Raw genomic sequence first — 15,605 nt, 5'->3', positions numbered from 1 at the left:
GCCCCGCGCTAGGATGCGCCCATGACCCCGGCCATCAACCTGCTCAAGCGCGAAAAGATCGCCCACACCGTGCGCAGCTACGTGCACGACGCCCATGCCGAATCGTATGGCGGCGAAGCCGTCGACAAGCTCGGCCTCGACCCGGCCCAGGTGTTCAAGACCCTGCTGGCCAGCACTGAGGCGCACGAACTGCTGGTGGCGATCGTGCCGGTCGCCGGCCAGCTCGACCTGAAGGCGCTGGCCGAAGCCGCCCGCTGCAAGAAGTGCGAGATGGCCGCCGCCGATGCCGCACAGCGCGCGACCGGCTACCTGGTCGGTGGCATCAGCCCACTCGGGCAGAAGAAGCGCCTGCGTACCTTCCTGGACGCCAGCGCCGAAGCGCTGCCCGCGCTGCATGTCAGCGCCGGGCGCCGTGGCCTGGAGGTGGAACTGGCACCGGCCGACCTGCTGCGGCTGACTGCCGGCCACTACGCTGCCATCGGCAAGGCGCGCTGATGCGCTGGCCGTGGCCTGCAGCGCAGATACCCCGGCTCGAAGATGCACAGGCCGACGTGCTGCTGCAGGACCTGCTCTCGCGCGACGCAACGCGCATCACTGACGCCGCGCGCACCGTCGCGCGCCTGTTCGATGCCGCATCGTTGGACGCGTTGGCCGTGCATGTGGATCTGATCGAGCGCACCTGCCAGGGCATCGCCCTCGGCGGCATGCTGATCAGCAACCAGGCCCACCTGAAGGCGGCCCTGCGTCGGTTGCGCTACTGGCAGGCGCGCGAAGGTTGCCTGTGCGCGCTCAACCCCGGCTACCCGTTCTTTGATCCCCGTCGCCTGGTTGAACAGGGCCAGATGCAGCTGCGCTCGGTGGAAGAAGCCGAAGGCGGTTGGGGCGACTGCCATACGGTCTCGTGCGTACAGTGCGGCCGGCACTGGCAGGCCATCGACCGCGAGTACCACTACCCGTGGTGGGAGTGGACAGCGCTGACGTCGTCGCACGGCAGCTAGTTGGCGGCGAACGCCACCGTCGTCCGCACCAGGCTCATGCGCGTGGTGCTGAACGCCCACCACTCCCGCTTCGATCGCCATCCCAGCGCGGCCTTGCCCGCCGCTTCATCAAGCAACGGGTGGCCGCTGGACGTGGCCACGATGGCCGCCTTGACACGCCCCTCGTCGTCCAGCAGCAGGCGCAGGTGAGCGATGCCCTCCTGCCTGTCGGCACGCGCCGCCGCCGGGTAATCCGGCATCGAAGGACGATCAAGCGTCCAGCGTGGGTCGTCCTGGACGAACAGCGAGCTGCGGGCCGAGAGCGGGCAACGCGGCGGCATCTGCAGTTCGAACCCTGCTGTGCCCGCCACCGGCTGTACCTGCGCAGGCTGGCCACACGCGATGACGGCGAGGGCATCCAGCATGCGTTGCTGGCGCTGCAACGCTGCCGCATCGCGCCCCTGTGCGCGGAAGGTGCAGCGTCCGTCGTCCTGCGAAGCCTGCAACTGCTCGACACCGGCATCCCGGACCGGCGCCGGCTCGGCCAGGCTCCCGCATGCGGCGCCGGCATCGTATCCCGGCGAGCACCCGCCACCGGCAAGCAGCATCACTGCCAGTGCACTCCATCGCATCACGCGTTCCATCATCATCCGGCGCTCCGTGCATCGTTGTGCTGCCATGGTAGCGCGGTGCGCAACCGGCACGTTCACCTGTTGGATCACGGCCGCCAGTTGGCGTTGTTCTCCCAGAACGCCACCGAGCGCTGGTAGGCCTCCCGGTCCAGCGGCACGCCGGAACCGCCTTCCTCCACGCCCAGCGCATTGCGCATCATCGTGATCGGCGCCATCGGCACTTCTTCCGGTTCGGCGGTGTAGATGCAGCCGACGATGCCCCAGTCGGCCTCGATCGGCGAACCTTCCTTCGCCAGCTGCCCGGCGCTGTACAGGATCACCACCAGGTAGTTCGCGCGCGGCGATTCCACGCCCTCGAACCAGCGCACCAGCACCGGCAGTTCCTCGCGGTTGCGCGCCTCGTAAGCGCTGCGCAGATGGTGGCGGTTGGCCTCGGTGATCGGCAACGTCAGGCAGCGCGTGCTGGTCCAGTTCTCGTAGACGAACAATTTGCAGAACGGCGCGTAGCCGTCGAGCACCTTCAGCGGCGCGTGCGCATTGAGGTGTGCCTCGAACTGCTCGGCAGTGCAGTCCTGGATGGTATTGCCGCGCGGCACGCGCGGGAACAGGCGGGGACGGGCGAAATCGGTGAGGACGATGGACATGGCATGCACGAACGGGAACAGGCGCTCAGGGTAACGGTCGATGCGCTTGAAGTCTGCTTCACATTTGCCGGCCACAGTACGCGCACATCTCCCGGAGAGTCCTGCATGAACCGCTTCCGCTCCCCCCTGCTGTCCGGCCTGCTGGCCGTCTTTCTCCTCCCTGCCATGGCCCCATCTTCCGCGTCTGCCGCACCATCGCGCGTGCTGCTCGTCGTCAGCAGCGAAGGCCGGGACCAAGGGAAGACCCGTCCGGGCTTCGAGATGGACGAATTCGCCCAGGCATGGCTCATCCTCAAGCAGAACGGCTTCGACATCGACGTGGCAAGTCCCCGTGGCGGCGCCGTCGAGGCTGACAAGTACAGCCCCTCCGAGGCCTTCAACGCAGCCGTCCTTGCCGATTCCCAGGCCATGGGCAAGCTTGCCGCGACCGTGCCCACTGCACAACTGCGTGCCAGCGACTACCAGGGCGTCCTGGTGATCGGCGGTAAGGGTGCCATGTTCGACCTTCCTGCCGACAAGGCACTGCATGCCACGATTGCCGGAATCTGGCAGCAGGGTGGACTGGTCGCGGCGGTATGCCATGGTCCGGCCGCACTGGCGGGTGTTCGCCTTCCCGATGGCCGGGCCATGGTGGAAGGCCGCGCCATGACCGGATTCACGGAAGAGGAAGAAGCACTGTTCGGCAAACGTTGGGCGAAGGAGTTCGCGTTCCAGCTTGAACCGCGCATGCGCGAGCTGGGCGCACGCTGGCAGGAGGCACCGCTGATGATGCCCAAGGTCGTAGTCGATGGACGCCTGCTGACCGGTCAGAACCCGTTCTCGACTGCCGCACTGGCTGACGCCTTCGTGCGCGCCAGCGGGCGTGTGCCACTGGCACGCCAAGCATGGCGCGATGAGCGCAGCATGGCGCTGGTGGAGCAGCACCTGCAGCAGCGCGATGGGCAGGCGGCGCAGGTACTGGCGCAGCGCCCGTCCGACCATCACGTCGAGCTGATCGGCATGCTGGGTTTCTACCAGCTGAAAGCGGCAAAGGACGCCACTGCGACCGCCGACGCGCTATCCATCATGCAGTTGGCCAGCCCGCATATGGACGAGCCGAGGCTGCAGGTCGCGATGGCAGAAGCGCACTGGCGCCTGGGCCGGACCGACCTGGCCCGTTCGCAGGTACTGGCTGTGCTGGAAAAACAGCCCGGTCTGGACGAAGCTAACGCTCTCCTGGCCCGCATGCAGCCCTGACCATGGACGCCGAGCGCCTGCGCCTGCTGTTGATTGAAGACAACCTGCCGTTGGCCTCGGCCATCATCGACATGCTGCAGGCGCATGGCCATCTGGTCGATTTCGCCGCTGGCGGACACGTCGGGCTGCAGTTGGCGCTGGCGTCACCGCCGGATGTGCTGCTGCTCGATATCGGGTTGCCGGGCACCGATGGTACGACGGTCTGCCGTCGGTTGCGCGAGTGCAGTGATCGGCACGTCCCCATCCTGATGCTGACCGCACGCGATGCGATCGACGACAAGCTGCAGGGCTTCGCTGCGGGCGCGGATGACTATCTGGTCAAGCCCTTCGACGATGCCGAGCTGCTCGCCCGCTGTCTCGCCCTCGCCCGCCGCCATCGCGTGGGTCAACCGAACCTCCTGCAGATTGGACCGTTGAGCATCGACCGCCGCAGCGGCCAGGCCTGGCGCGCGGGATTGCTGCTGGAGCTGGCACAGGTTCCGCAGCGCATCCTGCTCGTGCTGGCCGAGGCCTGGCCGCGAACCGTCACCCGCAGCGAGCTCGTTCAACGCCTGTGGGGGGATGAAGCACCTCCTTCCGATCCGCTGCGCTCGCATCTGTACCTGTTGCGGCAGGTATTGGACAGGCCGTTCGAAGGCGAGATGCTGCGCACCGTCCACGGGGTCGGCTTCCGTCTGGAAGCTTCGCCATGAAACCGCGGCCCACCCAGCACCTGCGCCGTCGACTGCTGATCACATTCACAGCCTTCGCGCTGTTCACCGCCATGGTGTTCGGCACCTACTCGCTGGTGTTCATGTATGTGGTGGAAGACAGCATCTTCAATGCCCAACTGGACCGTGAAGCACGGGCTCAGCTCGCCCGGCGCGCGCACGAAGGGGACTGGCGGACACCTGCCGATGCCGCAATCCAGCTGCATCGTTCACCCTCTACCTTCCCCGACGATCTGCGCAGCGAGTTCGCAAAGGAACCTTGGCGCTCGGAGTTCGCAGGTGTCGATGGTCGGCACTACCATCTCAAGCGGATCGATCCCCCGGCCGGCGCCCGCCCTGCTTGGCTTGTGTCGGAGGTCAGTGCGCAACTGGTGGTCCGGCCGATCCGCGATCGGGTCGTAATGCTGCTTGCCGGCACAGCACTACTGGTCCTGATCGCGGCGATCGTCCTCGGCATCTGGCTCGCCCATCGCAGCACACGCTCGCTCTATGCGCTGGTCGAGGAGGTTGAAGCGCTGCAGCCGGAACCAGGCCCCGGCGTGCGCCTGGCAGCACGTTTCGACGATGACGAGATTGGCGTGCTCGCGCGCGCCCTGGATGGATTGTCCGCACGCGTCGCTGCCTTCGTTGCCCGCGAACACGCGTTCACGCGCGATGCCAGCCACGAACTGCGCACACCCTTGAGCGTCATCTCCAGTGCGGCAGGCCAGTTGGCCAGCGAGTCGGGCCTGTCCGGGCGTGGCCGCCAGCATGTGCAGCATATCCGTCTTTCGGCACTGCAGCTGCAGCAGGCCATTGCGGCGCTGCTGGCGCTGGCTCGCGAGGAAACCGCCAGCCACGGCGCTCCGCCGGTCAAACTTGTGCCGCTGCTGGAACGGGTGATCATCGAGCAGTCTCCGTTGCTGGCTGCACGGCCGGTCGAGGTACAGCTGACCGTGCCCGACGGGGCCACGCTGCGCGCGCCCGAGGCGGCCCTGCGCGTAGTCCTGGCCAATCTGGTCGGCAATGCGTTCGCGCATACCACGCAAGGCCAGGTCCTGATTGCATGGCAGGACGCTCAGCTGCTGGTGCACAACACGGCAGGTACTTCACCCTTCCTTGGCAACTGGCCCGAGCCGCGGCCATTCGACAAGCGTGATGGCAGCGAGGGCAACGGCCTGGGCCTGGATATCATGCGGCGACTGTGCAGCCACTACGGGCTCGAACTGGTCATCCAGCACGGCGGTGGCGGGGTGATGGCCCGCTTGAGGGGGCAGCCAGCCGAGGCATGAAGCGCCTCCGGCGGTCCAGCCCGGTCAGTGCCGAGCTGTAGCGGCAGCTACAACGCCATCCGTTCACGCAGTTCACGCGCCTGCCGCCTCGACACCTCCACCTCGCTGCCGTCGTCCAGCGCCAGGTCATAACCATCAGCGATGCTGGGCGTCACGCCACGGATGCGGCGCAGGTTGACCAGCGTATTGCGGTTGGCACGGAAGAACAGATCCTGCGGCAGGCGTGCTTCCAGCGCGCTCAGGCTGCGGGTCAGCAGCGCGTTCTGGTCGCGGAACCACAACCGCGTGTAGTTGCCGTCCACCACCAGCCGGCGGATCTCCGAGACCGCGACGAACCAGCAGCGCTCGCCCTCGCGCACGAACACTTGGTCCTGCGCACCCAGCGTGCTGCGCGGCTCCGGCGTTTCGCCCGCCACCACCTCGCGCTGGCGCGCCCGCTGCAACGCTTCCAGCAAGCGCGGTGCCTCGACCGGCTTCACCAGATAGTCCAGCGCATTGGCCTGGAACGCGCGCACCGCGTAGGTGTCGTAGGCAGTAACGAAGATCACCGCCGGCACTGTATCCAGACCGTCCAGCACATCGAAGCCACTGCCGGAGGGCATCTGCACATCCAGCAGCACCAGGTCCGGCGCCAGCGTGGCGATCGCCTCGCGTGCAGCGGGCACATCGTCGGCCTCGCCCACGCACTGCACCCAGGGCAGCGCCGACAACAGCGTGCGCAGCTCCTGGCGCGCCAGCCGTGCGTCATCGACGATCAACACGCGCAGCATGCCACTCATTGCGGAATCTCCAGCAGGGCCTGCATGCGGTCGCCGACCGGCTGCAGCACCAATCGGCCACGCGTGCCCAGCTGCGCACGCAGGTAGGCCAGGCCGACGCCATGCCCGTGGGTGGGCTCGCTGGCGCCGCCCAACGGGTTGTCCACCTGCAGGCGCAGCACATCATTGTCCAGCGTGGCTTGGATCTGCACGTCACCGCCGCCCGGGCGGCTGGCGATGCCGTGCTTGATCGTGTTTTCCACCAGCAGCTGCAGTGCCATCGCCGGCAACCGCGCCTGCATGGCATCGGCATCGATGTGCTGGCTTACCTGCAGGCGCTGCTCGAAGTGGATGGCCTCGATGGCCAGATAGTCGTCCACTACCGCCAGTTCCTCGGCCAGCGTGACCTGCTCGCTGCGGTTGTGCGCCAGCGCCTGGCGCAGCGTGCGCGACAGACGGGTGACCATGTCGCGCGCACGCTCGGGATCTTCCAGGATCAGCGCGCGCAGATTGTTCAGCGCATTGAACATGAAGTGCGGGTTGAGCCGGGCACGCAGCGCATCGCGCTCCAGGGCGCTGCGTTCGGCCTCCGCGCGCAGGCGTTCGAGTTCCGCGCGGCGCGCCTGGCGCAGGCTGTGCACCCCGGCCCACAGCGCGGTCCACAGGCCCAGCAGCAGCATGGTGTTGAGCAGATAGGCCAGCCGTGCCATTGGGCGGAAGTCACCCGGCCGTCCACCGAAATCCACCCAGCCCAGTGCCAGCGCCGGCTGCAGCACGGCCGTCAGCAGCAGCTGCGCCAGCAGCGCGCCCAGCAGCACTGCCAGCGCGAGCCGCAGCACCAGCGCGCCGAACTCCCGCTGCCACCAGCGGCGCCGCAGGGCCAGCGCACGCACGCCCGCACTGATGCACCACAGCAGCACGCCCAAGCCAACACTGATGAGCGTGCCACCACTGCTGGCGCCACCGCCGAAGGTGCGGCTCATCGCCAGGCTGAGCGCGCAGAACAGCGCCCAACCGAGGGTGTTGATCAACCAGAAGCGCAGTGAGGAAGTCGAATCGGGCATGGCCATGGCCGGAGCGGTCGGAAGGATCAGCGGTGGCTGTCCAGGAATGCCTGCACCTGCCCACGCAGCCACTGCGGATCATCCCACATCAGGAAGTGGTGGCCGGTCGCGCTCAGTTCGATGCGCACGCCGGGCAGCGCGGCGTACTGCGACTGGAAGATCGCACGCGCCGATGATTCGGTCGAACCGAGTGCCTGGTAGGACGCCCAGGCGCCCAGGACCAGCGTGGGCGAGCGGATGCCGGCCACCTCGCTGCGCAGGTCGGTCACCAGCAGCGAGTACATCGCATCGGCGGTGGTGGCGCGATCGCTGTCATGGCCCCAGCGCTTCAGGTCGGGCAGGCGCGCAGTGCTGTTGGTCAGCGGGGCCAGCGCCGCTTCGGCCTGCGCCTGGTACCTGGCCGGGTCTGCAGCCAGCATCGCAGCGCGCATCTGTTCGGCCATCGGCTGCACGCTCTGTGCGGTCGCCTGCGGGTTCTGCATGCCCGCATAGAACGGCAGCGAATCGACGATGACCAGCGGCCCCAGTGCGCCCGGTTCCCTCACCGCCATCTGCAGCGTCAGCACGCCGCCCAGGCTGTGGCCGATCACCGCCGGATGGTCCAGCTTCTGGTCATGCACATAGGCCAGCAGCCGGTCGCGCATGGCCGAAAGGAAATCCGCCGGGCGCGGCTCGGCGGCACCGGCGCCCGCAAAGCCCGGCAACTGCACCAGGTGGCACTGCACGGCCTTCAGGGCCAGGCAGGTCTCGCGCCAGACCTCGGCGCTGCTGTTGAGGCCGGGGATCATCAGCAGCGGGCGACCCTTGCCGACCACCTCGACCTGCACCTTGCCAGCGGTCGTGCCGGTGGCGGCGTGCGCGGAACCGGAGCCGAGCACGGCCATCGCCATGCCGATCATCGCCAGCCGGGCCAGGGCCTTCATCGCGTACCACAGTGCCAGGAAGATCTTCATTGTCTGCTCCTTCATCGGGTGGGTGGTGCCGGGATGGGAACAGCGTGCTGCCGGTCCAATGCGCCCGGTTGCGATTTCGGAGCAACGGCCGGACACCGGGGCGAACGGTCGCGTGCCACGGATGTCCTGTCCTCACGCCCCAATCGCACATCCATCTTGATGAAGCGATATACTGATCCGCACCCGCCGCTGCCGCCCGTGCCATGACTGCCATCAGCTTCGAGTTCTATCCGCCCAAGACCGACGAACAGCGCAGCCAGCTGGACCGCGCCGCAGCCAAGCTGAAGGACTATGTCCCCGAGTACGTGTCGTGCACCTTCGGTGCCGGTGGCTCGACCCTGAGCTATACCTCCGAGACCGTGCGCCACCTCAACCAGCACCACGGCTTCGATGCCGCGCCCCATCTGTCCTGTGTCGGCGGCACCCGCCAGGAAATCCGCGAGCTGCTCAAGCTATACCGCGCCATCGGCTGCCGCCGCCTGGTGGCCCTGCGTGGCGACCTGCCGTCGGGCATGGGTTTTCCCGGCGACATGCGCTATGCCGCCGAACTGATCGACTTCATCCGCGCCGAACATGGCGACGCCTTCCGCATCGAGGTGGGAGCCTACCCGGAGACCCATCCACAGGCCTCCGATGCACTGGCCGACCTGAAACACTTCAAGGCCAAGATCGATGCCGGCGCCGACGCGGCGATCACCCAGTATTTCTACAACCCGGATGCGTACTTCCACTTCGTCGATGCAGTGCGTCGGCTCGGTGTACAGGTACCGATCACGCCCGGCATCATGCCGATCGCCAACTTCAGCCAGCTGCGCCGCTTTTCCGAGCAGTGCGGTGCGGAAATCCCGCGCTGGATCAGCCGCAGGATGCAGGCCTATGGCGATGACGCCGAATCGGTGCGGGCGTTCGGTACCGAAGTGGTGGCCAAACTGTGCCAGCGCCTGATCGAGGGCGGCGCGCCGGGGCTGCACTTCTACACCTTGAACCTGGCCAGGCCGACCACCTCGGTACTGAAGCTGCTGCACGGCTGAAAGTACGCCATGCCACGGCGATCGGCGCTACCCTGCGTCGATGAACCGGCTTCCCTTCCTGCTGTTGCTGCTGGCGTTGTGTTCGGCCTCGGGCGTTGTCCATGCGCAGTCCCCACGCTTGAACCGCTGCACCGACGCGCAGGGGCAGAGCGTGTATACCGACCGCCCCTGCGACAGCGTCGGCGCCCGGTCGCGATTGCCTCCGCCCATGCCCACCGGCAGCACCCTGCCGCGCGACACCTTGGGTGCGCGCTGCCCACGGCGCCTGAGCGAGCTGGTGGAGGCACTGCGCGCCGGCATCGTCAGCAACGATGTGAACCGGCTGTCCTCGCTGTACCTATGGGGTGCGGTCTCCGATGCCGGTGCGCAGCGCATCCTCGGCCAGTTGGAATCGCTGGCGCGGCGGCCATTGGTGGACGTGGTACCGGTGTATCCCTCGCAGGCGCTGCCGCAATCGCAGGACGAGGGTCAGAGCCCTGCCGCGCAGGGATCGGACCCGGGACCGCCCGCGGCACGGCATCCGGTCGGCCTGCGCCTGGAGCAGACGCTGCCTGGCAGCGCGTCGCGCGCGTCGACGGTGCTGGGCCTGCGCCGTCAATACGGGTGTTTCTGGATCACGTTGTGATCGGGAGGGGTCGGAGCCCTTTCCAGCGGAAAGGGCGCTGACCCCGGATCTCGGCCATGGGGTCAGAGCACTGCTGCGCAGGGATCTGACCCCGCGTGAGCGGCATCACGCCGGCCACAACCCACGGATGGCAGCGATGCCCTGCCCTCCATGGCGACGCGCTTCGGCGATATGGCCGGCGGCCATCCCGCCCAATGCGTAGATCGGCAGTGACACCTGCGCGCGCAGTTCGGCGAAGGCCTCCCAGCCCAGTGGCGTCGCCTCGGGATGGCTGGCCGTGGCCTGCACCGGGCCGAGCACCGCGAAGTCGCAGCCCAGCCGCTGCGCTGCCTGCAGCTGCTCCAGGTCGTGGCAGGACGCGGCGACCAGCTGCCCTTCCGGCAAGGGCCGTTCCTGCAGGGCCAGCACTTGTTCGCTGCCCAGGTGCACGCCCACGCCCAGTGTGCGCGCCAAGGCGATGTCGCGGTTGAGCAGCCATTGCACGCCGCGGCGATGCGCGCGCAAGGCCTGTTCGATCATGGACTGCCGCTGCGGATGTTCCGGCGGCAGGCGTAGCTGGATGCGCTTCTGCCCGGCCGCCACCGCCCGGTGCAGCTGCTCGTGCCACTGCTGCACGCCTGCGGTGTCGTCAGCCGGTGCCGGCGTGATCAGGTAACAGTCCGGTTGGCGCAATGCGGCCACCACCGGCAGGTCGGCCGGTGGCATCGAATAGCGGGCCAGCTTGTCCTGCGCCACCCAGGTGATCGCCTGGCCTTCGCGCCCGCGCGGGGTGCCCTTCCAGCTGCGCACGTGACGCACCTCCAGGGTCAGGTGCTTGTCCGGATAGCGCTGCGGCACATCCATCAGCCAGGGCCCGACATCAGCCTCGATGCCCAGCTCTTCGCGCAGTTCACGCACCAGCGCCTGCTCGGAGGTCTCGCCGGATTCGCGCTTGCCGCCGGGGAACTCCCACAGGCCGGCCATGTCGCGGTTCTCGGTACGGCGGTTGAGCAGCACGCGGCCACGGGCGTCGGTGATGACGGCGGCCACGACATGGATCGATCGGGAGGGGGAAACCATGGGGCCAGCATGCCCAGAACAGGGCGGCCAGCGCAATCACGAATCCGGGCCGGATCCGCCGCTGCAAAACAAAAGGCCCCGCTTGCGCGGGGCCTTTCGGGATCAGCTCAGCTGGCCGTGGCAGTGCTTGTACTTCTTGCCACTGCCGCACGGGCATGGATCATTGCGGCCGATCTTCGGCTCGTCGCGCTGCAGCGTGGCCACACCCTGCTGCGCGGCTTGGACCTGCGCGGCTTCCTCGTCGGCGCTGTAACCACCCGCATCCTGGTGCTGGAACTGCGACTGGCTCAGGCGCGCCTGCGCCTGCTGGCGCTCGGCCGCTTCCAGGGCCTGCACTTCCTCGTCGCTGCGGATGCGCACGCGGGCCAGCAGGGTCACCACTTCGCGCTTGACGTTCTCCAGCATGTCCGAGAACAGTTCGAAGGCTTCCTTCTTGTATTCCTGCTTCGGCTGCTTCTGCGCGTAACCACGCAGGTAGATGCCCTGGCGCAGGTAATCCATGCGCGCCAGGTGCTCCTTCCAGCTCTGGTCCAGCACGGTCAGCATCACGTGCTTCTCCAGCGCACGCATGGTCTCTTCGCCCAGGCCAGCTTCCTTCTCGGCGAAATGCTGGTTGACCCGCTCCTGGACCTTGGTGGCGATGGCCTCGGCGTCCAGCTCTTCGTGTTCCTTGACCAGGTCGGTCAGCGACATCTGCAGGCCGAAGTCCGACTCCAGGGTCGCTTCCAGGCCGCGCAGGTCCCACTGTTCGTCGATCGAGTTCGGCGGCACGAAGCGCGCAACGATGTCGAAGATCACGTCGTCGCGGATGCCGTCGACATTTGCCTTCACCGACTCGGCATCCAGCAGCTCGTCGCGCTGGGCGTAGATCACCTTGCGCTGGTCGTTGTTGACGTCGTCGAAGTCCAGCAGGTTCTTGCGGATGTCGAAGTTGTGGGCCTCGACCTTGCGCTGCGCCTTCTCGATCTGGCGGCTGACCAGGCGGTCCTCGATGACGTCATCTTCCTTCATGCCCATCATGCGCATGGCCTTCTGCACCCAGTCGGAGGCGAAGATGCGCATCAGGTTGTCTTCCAGCGACAGGTAGAAGCGGGACGAACCCGGGTCACCCTGGCGGCCCGAACGGCCACGCAGCTGGTTGTCGATACGACGCGATTCATGCCGCTCGGTGCCGACGATGTGCAGGCCGCCCGCGGCCTTCACTGCATCGTGGCGCTTCTGCCATTCGGCCTTGACTGCGGCCTTCTGCTCGTCGGTCGCGTCCTCGCCCAAAGCGTGGATCTCGGCTTCCAGCGAGCCACCCAGCACGATGTCGGTACCACGGCCGGCCATGTTGGTGGCGATGGTCACGGCGGCCGGACGCCCGGCATTGGCGACGATGGTCGCTTCGCGGTCATGCTGCTTGGCGTTGAGCACTTCGTGCTTCACGCCGGCCTTGCTCAGGTGCTCGGACAGCATTTCCGAGGTTTCGATCGAGGTGGTACCCACCAGCACCGGCTGGCCGCGCTTGGCGCACTCTTCGATGTCGGCCAGCACCGCATTGAACTTGCCCTTGCGGTTGAGGAACACCTGGTCCGGGCTGTCCTTGCGGATGGTCGGGCGGTTGGTCGGGATCACCACCACTTCCAGGCCGTAGATGCTCTGGAATTCGAACGCTTCGGTATCGGCCGTACCGGTCATGCCGGACAGCTTCTTGTACATGCGGAACAGGTTCTGGAAGGTGATGCTCGCCAGCGTCTGGTTCTCGCGCTGGACCGGCACGCCTTCCTTCGCTTCCACCGCCTGGTGCAGGCCGTCGGACCAGCGGCGGCCGGCCAGGGTACGGCCGGTGAATTCGTCGACGATGACCACTTCGCCGTCGCGCACGATGTAGTCCACGTCACGCTGGTAGATCGCGTGCGCACGCAGGGCGGCATTGAGATGGTGCACGACGGTCAGGTTCTGCGCCGCGTACAGGCCTTCGGTCTCGCCGTCGAGGATGCCGGCCTCGACCAGCAGCTGCTCGGCGTGCTCCATGCCCGCTTCGGACAGGTGCACCTGCTTGCCCTTCTCGTCCACCCAGAAGTCACCCTCGCCGTCCTCCGCTTCCTGCTTGACCAGGTGCGGCACGACGCGGTTGACGCGGATGTACAGCTCCGGGGAATCATCGGCCGGGCCGGAGATGATCAGCGGGGTACGCGCTTCGTCGATCAGGATGGAGTCGACCTCGTCGACGATGGCGTAGTGCAGGCCGCGCTGGTAGCGGTCGGCCTTGGACAGCGCCATGTTGTCGCGCAGGTAGTCGAAGCCGAATTCGTTGTTGGTGCCGTAGGTGATGTCGGCCGCGTACGCTTCGCGCTTGTCGCTGTGCGGCATGCCCGGGTACACCACGCCCACGCTCAGGCCCAGCCAGTTGTACAGCTTGCCCATCTGCGCGGCATCGCGGCGGGCCAGGTAGTCGTTCACGGTGACCACGTGCACGCCCTTGCCTTCCAGCGCGTTGAGGTACACCGGCAGGGTCGCCACCAAGGTCTTGCCTTCACCGGTGCGCATTTCTGCGATCTTGCCCAGGTGAAGCACCATGCCGCCGATCAGCTGCACGTCGTAGTGGCGCATGCCCAGCACGCGGCGACCGGCTTCGCGGCAGACCGCGAACGCTTCCGGCAGCACCTTGTCCAGGGCTTCGCCGCCGGCGATGCGCTGCTTGAACTCCGGCGTCTTGGCCTGAAGCTGCTCGTCGGAAAGCTTCTCGATCTCCGGTTCCAGCGCATTGATCTTGGCGACGATGCGGTTGAGCTGGCGCAGCTGTCGTTCGTTACGACTGCCAAATACGCGGGTAAGCAGGCTGTTGATCATTGAAGGAACCGGGTTGGATGGACACGACGCCCGGCCTCCCCCTTGGGATCCGTCCGCCGCAAACGAAACAGGGCGCCTGGCGCCCTGTCGATGGCAACACCCATTGTAGCTTGGGACGGCCGGCTGAGGTTTCAAGCGCCAATCCGGTCGCAATCGCCCCGGATTCGGCAAAGAAACACGGATGCGGGGCCGGATCCCTTTCGCCGTGGCGAAAGGGCTCTGACCCCAGCCCTCAACCGCATCGGGTCAGAGCCCTTCCGCGGCGCGGAAGGGATCCGTCCCGGGGATCAGCCGCGGCGGATCCGGCCGACCGGCGTGTTGCCGCCGTCGCCGAGGAACTTGCGCGGGTTGACCACGTTGCCGTTTTCCCACACCTCGAAGTGCACGTGGGCACCGGTCGAGCGGCCGGTGGAACCGGCCTTGGCCACTTCCTGGCCGGCACGGACAAGATCACCGGCCTTCACCACCAGGCGCGAATTGTGCGCGTAGCGGGTGACATAGCCATTGCCGTGGTCGACATCGACGACATTGCCGTAGCCGCCCTTCACACCGGCGAAGCTGACCACGCCTTCGGCCACGGCCATCACCGGGTCACCGACCCTGGCGTGGAAGTCCATGCCCTTGTGGGTGGCGGCACCGCGGCCGAACGGGTCGGCACGGGTGCCGAAACCGGAGGTCACGTAGCTGTTGCGGATCGGCATGCGCGACGGCACGGCGTTCTGCTGCAGCTGGTGGTCGAACATCAGCGATTCCATCACCGACAACTGGCGGCCTGAAGCAGCGAAGCGCTGCTCCAGCACCTGTAAGTCAGCGTTGACGTCCTTGACCGGAATGTCGCTGGCCGGGCCGCCGGCGTCGCCGTCACCGAGACCGGGGGTCTCGTTGAAGTCGAACTCGCCGTCTTCCAGCTTGCCCATCTGGGTCAGCCGTTCGCCGAGGGCGTTGAGGCGGGTAGCCTGGGCCTGCAGTTCGCCGAGACGGGCAGCCAGCGCGTTGACCTGGGTCTGCGCATCGCGCTTGACCTTGGCCAACTCCGCGTCCTGGCGTTCGACCTTGGCCTGCAGGCGCGAATCATTCAGCGCACTGGCGCCAATGCCGCCGGCAAGGCCGATAATGCAGCCCACCCCGAGCACGCTGCCCAGCAGGGCGCGGGGGCGGTCCTCGAAATAGAACCGCAAACGCGCGATAGGCGACGCCTTGGCCTGTCCTTCACGCGTTTTGATTACGATCTTTTTGAATGCCATCAGTGAGTTTTCATGTCTGAGCCGAAATCCAGCGTTCGCCCCGCGTCAGTGCCGAAACCGGCGCTGGATGCGGTGATGGCGGACAAAAGCGGGAACCCGCTGCGGCGTGCCTTGTGGCTCGACGCGCTGGACCGTCAGTTGCGCCCCCAGTTGCCGCCACCTCTGCGCAGCCGTTGCCGGCTGGCCAATGTGGACGGGGAACACCTCGTTTTTCTCGTCGAATCCCCGGTCTGGCATGCCAAGTTGCGGCTTGCCGAAGCCCAGTTGCTCGACGCGGCCCGTTCCATCGGGCTGAAGGCCACCAGGGTGACCATCAAGACTGCGTCCACCACTCCCTCACGCTCCCCAGCGATCGACAACCGGAATGGCCCCCACGCAGTTTCAGCCGCCACGCACAAAGGGCTACGCGACGCCTTGGCTTGCCTGCAGGACATTCCCTCGAAGCCGAAGAAACGGTCCTGATGGCAACGGAGCATCCGGCTCCGCTCCCCGTCGCGCGTGTCACCACGGCGTGAAACATTTCGGGGCCGGGTCGCATCCTAGCTGCCATCCGGGGGCCTGTCGTT

16 protein-coding genes are annotated in these 15,605 nt (G+C 67.0%); 8 read left to right on the top strand and 8 right to left on the bottom strand.

Annotation, left to right across the window (positions count from 1 at the left end; genetic code table 11):
- The first annotated feature begins 21 nt into the window (after window positions 1-21).
- Together ybaK and V3B30_RS19255 are read left to right on the top strand one after the other, a co-directional pair.
- Window positions 22-495, top strand: a complete 474-nt coding sequence (gene ybaK, locus V3B30_RS19260) for a Cys-tRNA(Pro) deacylase (protein ID WP_262083320.1) — start codon at window positions 22-24, stop codon at window positions 493-495.
- Window positions 495-998 (top strand): hypothetical protein, encoded by a 504-nt coding sequence (locus tag V3B30_RS19255; protein WP_262083321.1) that lies wholly within the window; start codon window positions 495-497, stop codon window positions 996-998. The genes ybaK and V3B30_RS19255 overlap by 1 nt, the downstream gene beginning before the upstream one ends.
- Here the strand turns inward: V3B30_RS19255 and V3B30_RS19250 are convergent.
- Together V3B30_RS19250 and V3B30_RS19245 are read right to left on the bottom strand one after the other, a co-directional pair.
- Window positions 995-1,627, bottom strand: coding sequence for an energy transducer TonB (locus V3B30_RS19250; RefSeq protein ID WP_262083322.1), 633 nt, complete (start codon window positions 1,625-1,627; stop codon window positions 995-997). The two genes, V3B30_RS19255 and V3B30_RS19250, sit on opposite strands and share 4 nt — an antisense overlap.
- A gap of 68 nt (window positions 1,628-1,695) precedes the next feature.
- On the bottom strand, window positions 1,696-2,253 hold the full coding sequence (locus tag V3B30_RS19245; RefSeq protein WP_262083323.1) for a DUF3228 family protein: 558 nt from the start codon (window positions 2,251-2,253) through the stop codon (window positions 1,696-1,698).
- Here V3B30_RS19245 and V3B30_RS19240 point away from each other — a divergent pair.
- Genes V3B30_RS19240 through V3B30_RS19230 form a run of 3 tightly spaced genes read left to right on the top strand, consistent with a single transcriptional unit; the run spans window position 2,140 to window position 5,470 of the window.
- Entirely contained in the window at window positions 2,140-3,489 is a 1,350-nt protein-coding gene (locus V3B30_RS19240) for a type 1 glutamine amidotransferase domain-containing protein (RefSeq protein ID WP_329809767.1), read from the top strand. The genes V3B30_RS19245 and V3B30_RS19240 overlap by 114 nt on opposite strands.
- 2 nt (window positions 3,490-3,491) lie before the next feature.
- Window positions 3,492-4,181, top strand: coding sequence for a response regulator transcription factor (locus V3B30_RS19235; RefSeq protein ID WP_032129701.1), 690 nt, complete (start codon window positions 3,492-3,494; stop codon window positions 4,179-4,181).
- Window positions 4,178-5,470 (top strand): HAMP domain-containing sensor histidine kinase, encoded by a 1,293-nt coding sequence (locus tag V3B30_RS19230; protein WP_262083325.1) that lies wholly within the window; start codon window positions 4,178-4,180, stop codon window positions 5,468-5,470. Before V3B30_RS19235 ends, V3B30_RS19230 begins: the two co-directional genes overlap by 4 nt.
- Before the next feature lie 47 nt (window positions 5,471-5,517).
- Here the strand turns inward: V3B30_RS19230 and V3B30_RS19225 are convergent, their stop codons facing one another.
- From V3B30_RS19225 to V3B30_RS19215, 3 genes are read right to left on the bottom strand one after another with little or no spacing between them, the layout of a single operon-like run.
- On the bottom strand, window positions 5,518-6,249 hold the full coding sequence (locus V3B30_RS19225; protein WP_262083326.1) for a LytTR family DNA-binding domain-containing protein: 732 nt from the start codon (window positions 6,247-6,249) through the stop codon (window positions 5,518-5,520).
- A complete protein-coding gene (locus V3B30_RS19220) occupies window positions 6,246-7,292 on the bottom strand; it encodes a histidine kinase (RefSeq protein WP_262083327.1) in 1,047 nt (348 codons plus the stop codon). Before V3B30_RS19220 ends, V3B30_RS19225 begins: the two co-directional genes overlap by 4 nt.
- Before the next feature lie 26 nt (window positions 7,293-7,318).
- Window positions 7,319-8,245, bottom strand: coding sequence for an alpha/beta hydrolase (locus tag V3B30_RS19215; protein ID WP_262083328.1), 927 nt, complete (start codon window positions 8,243-8,245; stop codon window positions 7,319-7,321).
- A 203-nt stretch (window positions 8,246-8,448) separates the two neighbouring features.
- On the opposite strand from V3B30_RS19215, the gene metF reads away from it, so the two are divergent.
- The gene (metF, locus tag V3B30_RS19210) at window positions 8,449-9,276 is read left to right on the top strand and encodes a methylenetetrahydrofolate reductase [NAD(P)H] (protein WP_262083329.1); all 828 of its coding nucleotides are present in this window, start codon (window positions 8,449-8,451) and stop codon (window positions 9,274-9,276) included.
- 40 nt (window positions 9,277-9,316) lie between these two features.
- Window positions 9,317-9,901, top strand: a complete 585-nt coding sequence (locus V3B30_RS19205; RefSeq protein ID WP_262083330.1) for a DUF4124 domain-containing protein — start codon at window positions 9,317-9,319, stop codon at window positions 9,899-9,901.
- A 105-nt stretch (window positions 9,902-10,006) separates the two neighbouring features.
- Here V3B30_RS19205 and V3B30_RS19200 read toward each other — a convergent pair whose 3' ends face one another.
- The 3 genes from V3B30_RS19200 to V3B30_RS19190 all read right to left on the bottom strand — a co-directional run bounded on the left by V3B30_RS19200 (window position 10,007) and on the right by V3B30_RS19190 (window position 15,039).
- Entirely contained in the window at window positions 10,007-10,960 is a 954-nt protein-coding gene (locus V3B30_RS19200; protein ID WP_262083331.1) for a Nudix family hydrolase, read from the bottom strand.
- Between the two features lie 102 nt (window positions 10,961-11,062).
- Window positions 11,063-13,795: a preprotein translocase subunit SecA gene (gene secA, locus V3B30_RS19195; RefSeq protein WP_100471294.1), complete on the bottom strand. Its 2,733-nt coding sequence runs from the start codon at window positions 13,793-13,795 to the stop codon at window positions 11,063-11,065.
- A 287-nt stretch (window positions 13,796-14,082) separates the two neighbouring features.
- Window positions 14,083-15,039 (bottom strand): M23 family metallopeptidase, encoded by a 957-nt coding sequence (locus V3B30_RS19190; protein ID WP_100471293.1) that lies wholly within the window; start codon window positions 15,037-15,039, stop codon window positions 14,083-14,085.
- Window positions 15,040-15,051: 12 nt separating this feature from the next.
- Here V3B30_RS19190 and V3B30_RS19185 point away from each other — a divergent pair, with 12 nt between their 5' ends.
- Window positions 15,052-15,501: a DUF721 domain-containing protein gene (locus V3B30_RS19185; RefSeq protein ID WP_014035989.1), complete on the top strand. Its 450-nt coding sequence runs from the start codon at window positions 15,052-15,054 to the stop codon at window positions 15,499-15,501.
- The last annotated feature ends 104 nt before the right edge of the window (window positions 15,502-15,605 follow it).

It is taken from the genome of Stenotrophomonas sp. SMYL41, from assembly GCF_036319965.1.
In the GTDB taxonomy this organism is placed as follows: Bacteria; Pseudomonadota; Gammaproteobacteria; order Xanthomonadales; family Xanthomonadaceae; genus Stenotrophomonas; species Stenotrophomonas maltophilia_R.
Note: the sequence above shows the minus strand (reverse complement) of the source record. Positions and strands in the feature narration are given on the sequence as shown.

Coding starts and splice junctions, on each gene's coding strand:
- V3B30_RS19250 (WP_262083322.1), bottom strand. CDS start 1,627: ATGATGATGGAACGCGTGATGCGATGGAGTGCACTGGCAGTGATGCTG.
- V3B30_RS19205 (WP_262083330.1), top strand. CDS start 9,317: ATGAACCGGCTTCCCTTCCTGCTGTTGCTGCTGGCGTTGTGTTCGGCC.
- V3B30_RS19200 (WP_262083331.1), bottom strand. CDS start 10,960: ATGGTTTCCCCCTCCCGATCGATCCATGTCGTGGCCGCCGTCATCACC.
- V3B30_RS19225 (WP_262083326.1), bottom strand. CDS start 6,249: ATGAGTGGCATGCTGCGCGTGTTGATCGTCGATGACGCACGGCTGGCG.
- secA (WP_100471294.1), bottom strand. CDS start 13,795: ATGATCAACAGCCTGCTTACCCGCGTATTTGGCAGTCGTAACGAACGA.
- V3B30_RS19190 (WP_100471293.1), bottom strand. CDS start 15,039: ATGGCATTCAAAAAGATCGTAATCAAAACGCGTGAAGGACAGGCCAAG.
- V3B30_RS19230 (WP_262083325.1), top strand. CDS start 4,178: ATGAAACCGCGGCCCACCCAGCACCTGCGCCGTCGACTGCTGATCACA.
- ybaK (WP_262083320.1), top strand. CDS start 22: ATGACCCCGGCCATCAACCTGCTCAAGCGCGAAAAGATCGCCCACACC.
- V3B30_RS19220 (WP_262083327.1), bottom strand. CDS start 7,292: ATGCCCGATTCGACTTCCTCACTGCGCTTCTGGTTGATCAACACCCTC.
- V3B30_RS19215 (WP_262083328.1), bottom strand. CDS start 8,245: ATGAAGATCTTCCTGGCACTGTGGTACGCGATGAAGGCCCTGGCCCGG.
- V3B30_RS19235 (WP_032129701.1), top strand. CDS start 3,492: ATGGACGCCGAGCGCCTGCGCCTGCTGTTGATTGAAGACAACCTGCCG.
- V3B30_RS19255 (WP_262083321.1), top strand. CDS start 495: ATGCGCTGGCCGTGGCCTGCAGCGCAGATACCCCGGCTCGAAGATGCA.
- V3B30_RS19185 (WP_014035989.1), top strand. CDS start 15,052: ATGTCTGAGCCGAAATCCAGCGTTCGCCCCGCGTCAGTGCCGAAACCG.
- V3B30_RS19245 (WP_262083323.1), bottom strand. CDS start 2,253: ATGTCCATCGTCCTCACCGATTTCGCCCGTCCCCGCCTGTTCCCGCGC.
- metF (WP_262083329.1), top strand. CDS start 8,449: ATGACTGCCATCAGCTTCGAGTTCTATCCGCCCAAGACCGACGAACAG.